Raw genomic sequence first — 12,177 nt, 5'->3', positions numbered from 1 at the left:
CTGGGAAAAAACACCCATTATTTTCAGACTTATTTTTGCGCAACACTGCGCGTCTTTTTTTAACTCAAGTCAGGTAATTTTGCGGCAGCGTTTTTCTCTATTCCAATAAGCGGCATTAAATTATCAACCGCGGAAGCATAAATAATTGCCGAACTCCAGCCATCATACTCAGCGATTATTTTCGCTGATGTGGCCTGCCAGACATCCTGCTCAACGCTGAGCAAATCATTAATGCTCCGCTTGCTCAGGGTGTATTCATTTTTGTAAACAACACGGGCACGCAGCGCATTTTCCAGCTGCTGCTTTCCGGCCTCCATTCTTCCCCGTGCACCGGCCCAGTCCGCCTGCGCGACGGAGGCTTTTTGCAGAACATCGAAACGTGCCTGATCGACCTGAGAGGAGGCCATGGCCCGTGCGCCTTCCGCCTGCCGAACGCGAGCGGAAACCGCGCCCCCCTGATACAGCGGAGCATCGATATTGAGCTGTATCTGGTCGTCCCAGTATGAACGGTTGTCCGATTCATAACGGGTGCGCCCCCCTTTCAGGCTTAACGTCGGCCAGTGCTGGGACTTCGCCGTTTCCACGCCATACTGAGCCGAACGTTCCATATTCTGCGCGGCCATCACAGCCGGTATTAACGAATAATCAATACGGTTGAGCGAATCTGGCTCAACCGCGAGGTTCGCAGGCACTGGCGAAAAGGCTTCTGCCTGCATGCCGGTTAATACCGCAAGCCTTGCCCGGGCGCTGTTTAAGGCGGCGTGATACTGCGCGACCGTCGCCTGCATGCCGGCAATACGCGTGCGAGTCTGGAGCTCATCGGAGGTGGAACTCACGCCCGCGTCAGCGCGCAGCTTCGCCAGTTGCTCAACGTTTTTGAGCGCCAGAACATTCTCCTTTGCCGCCTGCAGCAGATCGGAATAGCGTTTGACCTCTACATAGCTCAGCGCCGTTTTTTCCGCCACGTCCGAAAGCGTTCCCATCAGCTGGTAGCGGTAGCTATCGCGCTGGGCGGAAGACTGGCTAATGCTGTTGTTGGTCTTGCCAAAATCGTACAGTAGCTGCGTCAGGCTCAGCCCCCAGGCGGCTGAATTCTTCAGTGACCCGCTGGAATCGGTGGTCTGGCTGTGCCCTGTACTTCCGTTCAACGATATTTGCGGCATCCAGCCGCTGCGCGCTTCATCTATTTGTGCCTGGCCAATACCTAATTGCGCGGCTTGCTGACTAATTGATGGATCGCGATCGATAGCAAAAAGAATACTTTCTTTTAAGGTTGTGGTTGCCACCGGGGCAATTCCCACCTGACTACTATTGGCGTACGCCGTATTTATGGCTAATGAAATGAATGCCAGTGCTGCTGTAAATCGGCGTAACATAGGCTTTCGTAATATCGTCATGTTATCTCCCTGACTCTGAGTGATACTCAAGCAAATACCCAAAAAGAGGTACAGATAATTAGACAAATATCTTATTAAGCTACCATGCTGAATTTTAGGTAATAATCCCCATACCCATTTCCATTGGAGATGAGATCTGCCTGCGTCTTATTTCAATTAAGAATTTACTTATTTCTTAAACTGGTTAGCAGCATAACAAAATGTGGTATAGCCCACTACACCCACAATGTTAATGTGGTGTTACAAGTAAGAAAAAACATGGGGTTTCTGGACAAAACTCTAAAAGTCTCCTTTCAGATGAAACATATAAACCTCCTGTTATCTAAGGAAAATTCTTAATTCTTTCTGTGCACATTTTTGCGTTAATTTCATAGCGGGTCAGACACAAAGATTTTCAAAGAAATGTCAATTTAAGTAACCAAAGGGGTATATTTAAAATTAAAAGCTTTTAAAAAACTAATTAAAGCAATTAAAAACTGCATTGTTTTAATTTAACAGCATTTAAAACCACACAATGACAATACGTTGGTTACATAGCCCAAATCGTTAAATAAAACATAACAATAACATTGTGATTAACATTCAAAACGGCTTCCTTATACCTGCTTAATAAAATTTTAATAATCACCTATCTGAATCATCACACCGCTGTACATCGTCATGACCACAATCCCCTTCTCTCTGCGTCAAAATGCTGTATTATGCAAACTATTGCGACATTTTGCAGGAATGTACTCCCATGCACAAAACCGCTCGTCAACGCTACGTCCTGGATATCCTCAGCGAGCATGGCCAGGCCAGCATCACCGACCTGGCCGAAAAGCTGCAGGTTTCAGCCGATACTATCCGTCGGGATCTGACCGACCTGGAAAACCAGGGCCTTGCGCAGAAGAACCACGGCGGAGCCATCGCGCTCAACCTCTCCGCCATGAACCGTCAGGGCCGCAATACGCTGCTGCCAGAGACCAAACAGCGCCTGGGTAAACAGGTCGCACAGCAGGTTCCACTGGGTTCCACCCTGTTTCTGGATGCCGGAAGCACGGTGATGGCCGTCGCCACCTTTCTTCAGGGGCCGCTCACCGTCATTACCACATCGCTGGATATCGCCCAGCACTTTAGCGACCGGGAAGACGTTGAGCTGATCCTGCTCGGTGGAAAATGGGACCACAAGCAGCGCCTGTTTGCCGGCAGCGCCACGCTGTCTTTACTGTCCCGCTATCGAGCAGATATCGCCATCCTTGGGGCATGCGCCATTCATGCCGAACTGGGGTTGAGCGCCGGTAAAGAAGCGGATGCCGAGGTGAAACGCGCGATGCTCGACGCAAGCCATGCGCACTGGATTGTCGCGGATCACCTGAAAATTAACCGCTGCGAGCCGTATCTGGTATCCGGGTTATCCAGCATTCAACAACTCTTTTTAGATCGTCCCTGGCCTGAGCTTGGGGACCATAGCGCACTGCAGGTCACGGTGTGCGCGAATTAACGTGGAGAAGGTCATGAGTAACGTTCAAACAATCAACATTGCGCTGATCGGGTATGGATTTGTCGGTAAAACCTTCCATGCCCCGCTGATCCAGTCTGTGGACGGGATTAAGCTGGCAGTGGTCTCTTCTCGTGATGAAGAGAAGGTTAAACGCGATCTGCCGGACGTACAGGTGGTGGCGACACCGGAAGAGGCCATTCAGCATCCTGATATTGATCTGGTGGTGATTGCCTCCCCCAATGCCACGCACGCCCCGCTGGCGACGCTGGCCCTGAACTCGGGTAAACACGTGGTCGTGGATAAGCCTTTCACCCTCGACATGCAGGAAGCCCGCGACCTGATTGCGCTGGCGGACGAAAAGCAGCTGCTGCTCTCCGTCTTCCATAACCGCCGCTGGGACAGCGATTTCCTCGGCATTAAGCAGATTATTGAGCAAGGCACGCTCGGCAAGGTTAAACACCTGGAGTCGCATATTGACCGCTTCCGCCCGGAAGTGCGCGTGCGCTGGCGCGAGCAGAACGTCCCCGGGAGCGGCTTGTGGTTTGACCTGGGCCCACATCTTATCGACCAGACGCTACAGCTCTTTGGCCTGCCGCAGTCCGTTCAGGGGAATATCGCGACGCTGCGCGACGGCGCAGAAATTAACGACTGGGCGCACGTGGTCTTAAACTACCCGGAGCATAAGGTGATTCTGCACGCCAGCATGCTGGTGGCTGGCGGTACGGCGCGCTTTACCGTCCACGGGGACAAAGGCAGCGTGGTGAAGGCCAGAATCGATCAGCAGGAAGCACAGCTGCTGTCAGGGGTGATCCCGGGCAGTGAAGCCTGGGGCGAAGACAGCGACAGTATGGTCTTCTTTGGCGCTGACGGCGCACCGCAGACGATCCCTACCCCGAAAGGCGATCAGCGCCAGTATTACATCAACGTGCGTGATGCGTTAGGCGGAAAAATCACCAACCCTGTCCACCCTGTTGAGGCACTGGCGGTCATGGCCGTGCTGGAAGCGGCGGTGAAGTCCTCGGAGACGGGGTCAACGCAGGCGCTGGCGTTAAGTGCCGAAGAGCGTGCTCTGTTGGGTTAAAAACAAGCCGGGTGGCGCTGCGCTTACCCGGCCTACGATTCAGAGCCGTTTGTAGGCCCGTGCAAGCGAAGCGCCGCCGGGCGAGAAGACTACGAACGCTTTTTCGGCATCATGCGCAGAAGAGTATTATCTTTCCAGAAATAGTGATGCATCAGCGCCGCCGCCGCGTGCAGGCCAATCACAAAATAGCCCAGGTTTGCCAGCGTCTCGTGCCACGCCTTCAGCGTATCCACCAGATCAAAATTGGACTCCGCCGCATGCGGCATCGCCAGGCCAAAGGCAAACCAGTCGCTGCCCCGGTTGTACATCATCACAATTCCAATCAGCGGCAGCGCAATAAACAGCAGATACACCACCAGATGCCCCAGATGAGACATCCCCGTCACCATCGCTTTTGGCTTAGGCTGAATCGGCGGCGCGCGGAACTTCAGGCGAACCAGCAGACGCGTCACCATCAGCACCAGAATACCGATCCCGCATGAGACGTGGATCATATTGATCGCCGGACGCGCGGTGCGCGGGAAGAAACCTTTGAACTCCATGGCGCAGTAGGCGACGATGATTAACAGAAACACCAGCCAGTGGATGCCGATTTGCAGGCTTGTATATTTAGTGCGCATGTGATTTCTCGATTAAAAACAGTTACCGCGCCAACATAATCCCCTTTCCTTAAAAATTCATTAACTTTTCTGTATGGTTTTTCAAATACTTCCTCCCGCATGAAGCATCTTCAATTGCCGCCCTGCCCGTGATGGTCTAAGCCTGGATGAGTTCAAACTGTCGCATCGACACGTTTACAGGAGAACACCATGAGTAAAATTGGCATTAACGGCTTTGGACGCATTGGGCGCCTTGTCCTGCGTCGCCTTCTTGAAACCCAGGACAGTAATACCGTCGTCGCCATCAACGACCTCACCTCCCCGAAAGTGCTGGCCTACCTGCTCAGGCATGATTCCAACTACGGTGGCTTCCCGTGGAGCGTGGATTTCACCGAGGATGCGCTGATTGTTGACGGTAAAACCATTGCGGTGTACGCCGAAAAAGAGGCGAAACACATTCCGTGGAAATCCGCCGGTGTGGATATCGTCGTGGAGTGCACCGGCTTTTATACCTCTGAAGAGAAATCACGGGCGCACCTGGACGCAGGCGCGAAGAAAGTGCTGATCTCTGCCCCTGCGGGTGACATGAAAACCATCGTCTACAGCGTGAACGACGACACCATTGACGCCAGTGATACCATCATCTCTGTCGCCTCCTGCACCACCAACTGCCTTGCCCCGCTGGCGAAAGCCCTGAACGATGCGTTTGAAATAAAAGTGGGCACCATGACCACCATTCACGCTTATACCGGCACGCAGGCGCTTGTGGATGGCCCGCGCGGGAAAGATCTTCGCGCCTCGCGGGCGGCGGCAGAGAATATTATTCCCCACACCACCGGTGCCGCCAAAGCCATTGGTCTGGTGATCCCTGCGCTCAGCGGCAAACTGAAAGGCCACGCGCAGCGCGTGCCGGTTAAAACGGGTTCGGTAACCGAGCTGGTGGCCATTCTGGGCAAGAAAGTGACCGTTGAGGAGATCAACGCCGCGCTGAAAAAGGCGACGCAGGGCAATAAATCGTTCGGGTATACCGATGAAGAGATTGTCTCATCAGATGTGATTGGTTCACATTATGGTTCGGTGTTTGACGCCACGCAGACGGAGGTGTCAGAAGCGGGAGAGCTGCAGCTGGTGAAAGCCGTCGCGTGGTATGACAACGAATATGGTTTTGTGACGCAGCTGGTGCGGACGCTGGATAAGTTTGCGGCGCTGTGATTCCCTCACCAAAGGCTGAGGGTTCCCAACAATAGAATGCCTGCACGGACGACCCCCTCTCCCTTGAGGGAGAGGGCTGGGGTGAGGGGGAACATACGGCTCTGGTGGTCATTCCGTTCACTTTATGTATCTTGCTACTCTGTAACGACACGACCTGTGAACGTGCCATGGCGGCTCAATCGCCGCCGCCCTGGCGACCCGGGCTCCCGGCGGTAAATCGCCGCTTCGCGGTACCCTCGGCTTATTCCTTCCGGCTTATCGGGTACGGGCGGAGGCAACATCCCTGTAAAGCCCGCCCTCTCGGCGCATCCCTGCGCCTCGCCCCGGCCTGCAGGAAACGCCTCAGCGATTTACAGCCGGACCAGGGCGTCGCTGCAATTCATTCATTTTTCTTAAGCAACGTTCATCGCTTCGGGTTTAGAAATTACTGGGGGAACCCTCTCCCCAATGGGGCGAGGGGATTGCTCCGTGCTCAGCTGATTTTTCGCGCCACCTTCAGGACCGGGTCCTGCTGCAGCTGTCTCCATGCGGCGGTGACGGCCTCAGGGAATTCAACGTGCGTGATAAAATCCCGCCCGGCCGGGCCATAGCCGTTGGCGTCATCAAACAGGCGCGGCAGTTCCCCCATAACCAGTGAAAGATAGCGGTCAACGGGCCACAGGCCGGTGTTGCCCTCGCTGAATTCCACGCCCTCGTTACCGTTTTGCAGCGTCGGCGTAAACCCGGGATGGCTGACCCACTGCGGTGAAACGGGCTCATCCCGACAAACGCGGGCAAACGTCGCCATCGTGCGGCGCTGCATCGTGGGATCCTGTACCACCAGCACCCGCCCGGTCGTTCGATGGTGCCGTTTCAGCATGTTCCAGCTAAAGCGCGCGTTTTCACCGCAGTTGGTGGATTGATCCTCAACCCACAGATGCGCCTCGGGGACCTGCCAGAACGCCCGCGCAATGTCGGCAAGAATGCTCGCTTCGGCTCGCCCTTCGACTTGTAAGGTGTGATAACGCGGATGACTGCCGATAGCTGAATATAAAAACGCGGTTGAATGACCAATACCGCCGCTAATCAGGAGCGGGATTTTTCTCTGCGCGGCAATTCGACAGGCCGCCTCAATGGTCGGGATCACCGCGTTCCCTGCCAGGATCACCGCATCGACGTCCAGGTGCTGGCGGCTACCGCTCAGGTCGTCCTGCGCCAGCCATTCACCGACAGTATTGATGGCCGCCAGCGTGGCATCCGGCAGGATGGGAAAATGGGTCTGTTCCATGATGAACTCCTTCTCTGTATCCCTTCAGGGTAGCGACTTCAGGTTCTCAACACAACGGCGACATCGGGCCGCTCTTTTTCCTTAAAATCACCTTCACCATTTGATTAACATGCGTAAATCATATTCACTTGAATTATCATTTGCGGCAGACGTAGAATCGCTAGCCCGCTAATTATTCAATTATTTCTAAGGTAAACGACGTTATGCGCCTGCCCGAACGCGACCCTTATGCTCCTCGCGAGTGGCAGCCACATGAGAAACCCGCTTTGCTGGGTTCGCCCTCCACGCCCGAACACAGTACGCCAAAACGCATTGCCTACGGCGTCGTGGGCCTGCTGGTGTGCCTGACGGGGGCGCTGGGAAATGCCGTGGTGACCGCCAACCTGCAAAATCTGCAGGGGACCTTCGGGGCCTGGTCGACCGAAATCGCCTGGCTGCCCGCGGTCTACGTCATGACCAACATCTCCATCAACCTGCTGCTGGTCAAATTCCGCCAGCAGTACGGTCTGCGCGCCTTTACGGAAGGTTTTCTGGTGCTGTACGTGCTGGTCACCTTTTTCCACCTGTTCGTGAACGACCTCAGCTCGGCGCTGATGGTTCGCGCCGCGCACGGGATGGTAGCCGCCGCGCTCAGCTCGCTGGGGATTTACTATCAGATCCAGGCCTGGCCGGCGAAGCACCGCCTGAAGGCGCTGACCATCGGCATCACCGGATCGTCACTCGCCATCCCGCTGGCCCGCCTGTTTTCGACCGAACTGCTGCAGCTGGACGAGTGGCGCGGGCTCTATTTCTTCGAGCTGGGACTGGCGCTGATCTCCCTGGCCTGCGTCATCGCCTTAAAACTACCGCCGGGCGACCGGCGCAAGGTCTTTGAGAAAAAAGACTTCATCACCTTCTTTTTAATGGCCCCCGGTATGGCCCTGCTCTGCGCCGTGCTCTCCTTAGGCCGTCTTGACTGGTGGTTCGAGGCGCCGTGGATCGGCTGGTCGCTGGCGCTATCGCTGGTGCTGATTGTGACTGCCATCGTCTTTGAACATAACCGTGCCAACCCGCTGCTGAACACCCGCTGGCTGTCGAGCGGCAGCATCGTCCGTCTGGGGCTGATCATGCTGCTGATCCGTATCGTGCTGGCAGAGCAAAACACCGGCGTCATCGGCTGGCTGCAGTATGTGGGATTACAGAATGAGCAGATGACGCACCTGGCGTGGTCCATTTTCGCCGGGATCGTTTGCGGGATCGTCACCAGCTGTCTCACCATCAAGCCGACGAAACTGGCGTGGCCAATCATCACCTCTCTGGCCCTGATGATTGTTGCCTCGCTGCTGGACAGCCAGTCCAACAACCTGACCCGGCCGGATCAGCTGATGCTGAGCCAGTTCCTGCTGGGCTTCGGCAGCGCCTTCTTCCTGGCGCCCGCCATGCTGGCCGCCATTGGCGGAGTGATCGCCGACCCGCGCAACCTGGTCAGCTTCTCGGTGATGTTTGGCATGAGCCAGAACCTCGGCGGCCTGCTGGGCTCCGCGATCCTCGGCACCTTCCAGACCTGGCGCGAGAAGTACCACTCCAGCCTGCTGGCGGACCAGCTCACCACGCTCAACCCGCTGGTCAACGAGCGAATTCAACTTTATACCCAGATGTATAAAAGCCTGATTGGCGACAGTTCGCTACTGGGAACCCAGGCGATAACGCAGCTGCAAACAGTGACCGCGCTGGAGGCGAATATTCTGGCTTACAACGATACTTATCTGCTGACGGCGAGCATCGCTGCCGCCACGCTGGTCTGGATTTTATGGCGCTTGCTGCGCCTGCGCATCACTGCCCGTCTGGCGCTGAAGAACGCCACCGGCAACAAATAATTAAAATATTTCTGGAGAGTTTATGAGTCAGCAGGATGCCGCCAAAGAGCAGGCCAACACCCGCAAAAATGTGCGCATTGTTTCCGTTTTCACCGCCGCTGCCATCGGTATTGTCGGCGTACTGGTGATCCTTTATGCGTGGCAGCTGCCGCCGTTCACCCGCCACGCGCAGTTTACCGATAACGCCTACGTGCGCGGCCAGACGACGTTTATCAGCCCCCAGGTGAATGGCTATATCACCGAGGTGAAGGTTCAGGACTTTGTGCAGGTCAAAAAAGGCGACCTGCTGCTGCAGATTGATGACCGCATCTATCGTCAGCGCGTGCATCAGGCCGAGGCACAGCTGGCGATGAAAATTGCCGCCCTCAATAACAACCTGCAGCAGCGTAAAAGCGCCGAAGCCGTCATCGCAAAAAATGACGCCGCGCTGAAAAACGCCCGCGCCCAGAGCCTGAAAACGCAGGCGGATTTAAAGCGGGTGAAAGAGCTGACGTCAGACGGCTCGCTCTCGATTCGCGAGCGCGACGCGGCGCTGGCCAGTGCCGCTCAGGGTAGCGCCGACATCGACCAGGCGAAAGCGGCGCTTGAGATGTCGCGTCAGGATCTGCAAACGGTGATTGTCAATCGCGGTGCGCTGGAGGCGGATGTTGAAAACGCAAAAGCGGCGCTGGAGCTGGCGCAGATTGACCTGCAAAACACCCGCATTGTGGCGCCGCGTGACGGTCAGCTCGGCCAGATCGCCGTGCGTCTCGGGGCGTATGTGACCGCCGGGACCCATCTCACCACCCTTGTGCCGCCTCAGCACTGGGTCATTGCCAATATTAAAGAGACCCAGCTCGCGGAGCTACGCGTCGGTCAGCCTGTCAAATTCACCGTCGATGCCCTGAACGACAAAGCGTATCAGGGCCGCGTGGAGAGCATTTCTCCTGCAACCGGGGTTGAATTCAGCGCCATCACGCCGGACAACGCCACCGGCAACTTTGTCAAAATAGCCCAGCGTATCCCGGTGCGCATCGAGGTGCTCGGCAAGCCAGAAGATTCCGCGCTGCTGCGTCCGGGTATGTCGGTACAGGTGACCATTGATACGCGGGAGGCGAAGTAATGATCCTTCGCCCGATAGCCGCGCTGGTGGCAGCGGTCATGCTGGCCGGGTGCCAGTCCGTCGACGTCAAACCGGCGCAGCCGACGCTGCACATCCCCACCCAGTGGCGAGCTGACGCCGGCCCTGCCAGCCCGGCGGAGCAGCTCTGGTGGCGCAATTTCCATGACAACAACCTCAACCGCTATGTGGATCAGGCGCTTAAGAATAACAGCGACGTGCTGATCGCCCGCGAACGAATTAACGAGTATCAGGCGCGGGTCTTCGCGGCCGACGGCAGCCTGTTTCCTTCGCTTGACGCGGGCGTAACGGGGACGCGCGCCCGTTCGCAATCCGCCGCGACCGGGCTGCCGGTCTACGGCACGCTGTACAGAGGGAGCCTGACGGCGAGCTATGACGTTGATATCTGGGGCGTCAACCGCAGCACGGCCAATGCCGCCGAAGCCTCGCTGGAGGCGCAAAAAGCCGCCGCTGCCGCCGCGGATTTGACCGTCTCGTCTTCCGTTGCATCCGGCTATGTCACCCTGCTCTCGCTTGACGAACAGCTGCGCGTGACGGAGTCAACGCTGAAATCGCGCGAAGAGGCATTTAACCTCGCGAAACGTCAGTTTGAGACGGGCTACAGCTCGCGTCTGGAGCTGATGCAGTCGGATTCCGAATTGCGCTCAACGCGGGCGCAGGTGCCCGTGCTGCAGCACCAGATTGCGCAGCAGGAGAATGCCCTGAGCCTGCTGCTGGGAAGCAATCCCGGCGCGGTGGCACGCAGCGAAAGCTTTGCGGTGCTGACGCCGCTAACGCTGCCGTCGCAGCTGCCTTCTACGCTCCTGAATCGTCGACCGGATATCGTTCAGGCCGAACGCCAGCTGGTGGCGGCGGATGCCTCGCTCGCGGCGTCACGTGCCAGCCTGCTGCCGTCGATCAACCTGACCGCCACCGGATCGGTTCAGGATCGCACCCTTTCAGGCCTGCTGGACAACCCGCTTCAACTCTGGAGCGTCGGGGGCAGTATTCTCGCCCCGCTGCTGAACCGCCAGGCGCTGAATGCGCAGGTGGATATTTCTCAGTCCCAGCGGAACCAGGCGCTGTACGCTTATGAAAAAACCGTGCGTAACGCGTTTGCCGAAGTGAACAACAGCCTTGATGCGATAAGTCGCTATCAGGAACAGCTGACGGAACTGCTTGCCCAGCAGGATGTGGCCCAGGAGACGCTGCGCATTGCGCAGAATCGCTATCGCAACGGTTATTCCTCCTATCTTGACGTGCTGGACGCGCAGCGCACGCTGTTTTCGGTTCAGACCAGCGTGGTGCAGGTGAAAAATAACCTGCTGCTGGCGCAGATTGATTTGTATAAAGCGCTGGGCGGCGGCTGGGTCAGTGCCTGAAAACTTGCCCGGTGGCGCTTCGCTTACCGGGCCTTCATTTCGCCCTGTAGGCCGGGTAAGGCGCAGCCGCCACCCGGCAATCCCTCCCAAGGAGTCAATCTATGCAACAACAATGGTCTGCAGTAGATAATTACATGATTTCTTCGCTTATTCCTGACGATGACGTACTTCATCAGGTACTGGAAAACAACAAACGCGCCGGGCTACCTGAACACGATGTCGCGGCCAATCAGGGGCAACTGCTGGCGCTGTTCGTGCGCATGACGCAGGCAAGACGCATTCTTGAAATCGGGACGCTGGGTGCCTATAGCGCTATCTGGATGGCGCGCGCCCTGCCGCCGGACGGAAAGCTGATTACGCTTGAGGCCGATCCCGCGCATGCCGGGGTTGCCCGCCAGAATATTCATCTTGCGGGGCTAAACGAACGTATTGAATTAATTGAAGGCCCGGCCCTGAGCTCGCTGGAAAATTTCGGTGACGTTCCACCGTTCGACCTGATCTTTATCGATGCCGATAAGCCAAACAATCCCGGCTATCTGGAGTGGGCGCTGCACTATTCCCGTCCCGGCACGGTAATCATTGGCGATAACGTGGTGCGCGACGGCGAGGTCATTAACGGGCAAAGCGACGACGCGCGCGTGCTGGGCGTGCGGCGTTTTATTGAGATGATGGGGGATAACCCGCGCTTAACCGCCACCGCGCTGCAAACGGTGGGGATTAAGGGTTGGGATGGGTTTACGCTGGCGATTGTGAACGGGTGAAAATTGTGCCGGCTGATGCCCTCACCCCGACCCTCTCCCA

At 56.6% G+C, this 12,177-nt stretch carries 10 protein-coding genes; 7 read left to right on the top strand and 3 right to left on the bottom strand.

Features of this window, described 5'->3' with window-relative positions:
• Positions 1-59 precede the first annotated feature (59 nt).
• The gene (locus P349_RS18850) at positions 60-1,397 is read right to left on the bottom strand and encodes a TolC family outer membrane protein (protein WP_032647090.1); all 1,338 of its coding nucleotides are present in this window, start codon (positions 1,395-1,397) and stop codon (positions 60-62) included.
• 739 nt (positions 1,398-2,136) lie between these two features.
• Between P349_RS18850 and P349_RS18855 the strand changes: the two genes are divergently transcribed.
• Both P349_RS18855 and P349_RS18860 read left to right on the top strand, forming a co-directional pair.
• Positions 2,137-2,880: a DeoR/GlpR family DNA-binding transcription regulator gene (locus P349_RS18855; RefSeq protein ID WP_032647088.1), complete on the top strand. Its 744-nt coding sequence runs from the start codon at positions 2,137-2,139 to the stop codon at positions 2,878-2,880.
• Between the two features lie 13 nt (positions 2,881-2,893).
• On the top strand, positions 2,894-3,961 hold the full coding sequence (locus tag P349_RS18860) for an oxidoreductase (protein WP_032647087.1): 1,068 nt from the start codon (positions 2,894-2,896) through the stop codon (positions 3,959-3,961).
• A gap of 89 nt (positions 3,962-4,050) precedes the next feature.
• On the opposite strand, the gene cybB is transcribed toward P349_RS18860, so the two are convergent.
• The gene (cybB, locus tag P349_RS18865) at positions 4,051-4,581 is read right to left on the bottom strand and encodes a cytochrome b561 (protein WP_032647085.1); all 531 of its coding nucleotides are present in this window, start codon (positions 4,579-4,581) and stop codon (positions 4,051-4,053) included.
• Between the two features lie 189 nt (positions 4,582-4,770).
• Between cybB and gap the strand changes: the two genes are divergently transcribed.
• A complete protein-coding gene (gap, locus tag P349_RS18870; RefSeq protein WP_032647083.1) occupies positions 4,771-5,772 on the top strand; it encodes a type I glyceraldehyde-3-phosphate dehydrogenase in 1,002 nt (333 codons plus the stop codon).
• 472 nt (positions 5,773-6,244) lie between these two features.
• On the opposite strand, the gene P349_RS18875 is transcribed toward gap, so the two are convergent.
• Positions 6,245-7,039, bottom strand: a complete 795-nt coding sequence (locus tag P349_RS18875) for a YdcF family protein (RefSeq protein ID WP_032647081.1) — start codon at positions 7,037-7,039, stop codon at positions 6,245-6,247.
• 203 nt (positions 7,040-7,242) lie between these two features.
• Between P349_RS18875 and P349_RS18880 the strand changes: the two genes are divergently transcribed.
• The 4 genes from P349_RS18880 to P349_RS18895 all read left to right on the top strand — a co-directional run bounded on the left by P349_RS18880 (position 7,243) and on the right by P349_RS18895 (position 12,137).
• On the top strand, positions 7,243-8,895 hold the full coding sequence (locus P349_RS18880) for an MFS transporter (protein WP_032647078.1): 1,653 nt from the start codon (positions 7,243-7,245) through the stop codon (positions 8,893-8,895).
• Between the two features lie 22 nt (positions 8,896-8,917).
• Complete coding sequence (locus tag P349_RS18885; protein WP_032647076.1) at positions 8,918-9,997, top strand: HlyD family secretion protein; 1,080 nt, start codon at positions 8,918-8,920, stop codon at positions 9,995-9,997.
• A complete protein-coding gene (locus P349_RS18890) occupies positions 9,997-11,376 on the top strand; it encodes an efflux transporter outer membrane subunit (RefSeq protein ID WP_032647074.1) in 1,380 nt (459 codons plus the stop codon). Before P349_RS18885 ends, P349_RS18890 begins: the two co-directional genes overlap by 1 nt.
• Before the next feature lie 101 nt (positions 11,377-11,477).
• On the top strand, positions 11,478-12,137 hold the full coding sequence (locus P349_RS18895; RefSeq protein ID WP_032647071.1) for an O-methyltransferase: 660 nt from the start codon (positions 11,478-11,480) through the stop codon (positions 12,135-12,137).
• Positions 12,138-12,177 lie beyond the last annotated feature (40 nt).

It is taken from the genome of Enterobacter sp. DC4, assembly GCF_000568095.1.
GTDB lineage: Bacteria > Pseudomonadota > Gammaproteobacteria > Enterobacterales > Enterobacteriaceae > Enterobacter > Enterobacter pseudoroggenkampii.
The sequence above is the reverse complement of the archived record's forward strand: the minus strand, read 5'-3'. Positions and strand labels throughout refer to the sequence as shown.

Excerpts from the sequence above, each read along its gene's own strand:
- P349_RS18850 (WP_032647090.1), bottom strand. The coding sequence starts at position 1,397 with ATGACGATATTACGAAAGCCTATGTTACGCCGATTTACAGCAGCACTG.
- P349_RS18855 (WP_032647088.1), top strand. The coding sequence starts at position 2,137 with ATGCACAAAACCGCTCGTCAACGCTACGTCCTGGATATCCTCAGCGAG.
- P349_RS18860 (WP_032647087.1), top strand. The coding sequence starts at position 2,894 with ATGAGTAACGTTCAAACAATCAACATTGCGCTGATCGGGTATGGATTT.
- cybB (WP_032647085.1), bottom strand. The coding sequence starts at position 4,581 with ATGCGCACTAAATATACAAGCCTGCAAATCGGCATCCACTGGCTGGTG.
- gap (WP_032647083.1), top strand. The coding sequence starts at position 4,771 with ATGAGTAAAATTGGCATTAACGGCTTTGGACGCATTGGGCGCCTTGTC.
- P349_RS18875 (WP_032647081.1), bottom strand. The coding sequence starts at position 7,039 with ATGGAACAGACCCATTTTCCCATCCTGCCGGATGCCACGCTGGCGGCC.
- P349_RS18880 (WP_032647078.1), top strand. The coding sequence starts at position 7,243 with ATGCGCCTGCCCGAACGCGACCCTTATGCTCCTCGCGAGTGGCAGCCA.
- P349_RS18885 (WP_032647076.1), top strand. The coding sequence starts at position 8,918 with ATGAGTCAGCAGGATGCCGCCAAAGAGCAGGCCAACACCCGCAAAAAT.
- P349_RS18890 (WP_032647074.1), top strand. The coding sequence starts at position 9,997 with ATGATCCTTCGCCCGATAGCCGCGCTGGTGGCAGCGGTCATGCTGGCC.
- P349_RS18895 (WP_032647071.1), top strand. The coding sequence starts at position 11,478 with ATGCAACAACAATGGTCTGCAGTAGATAATTACATGATTTCTTCGCTT.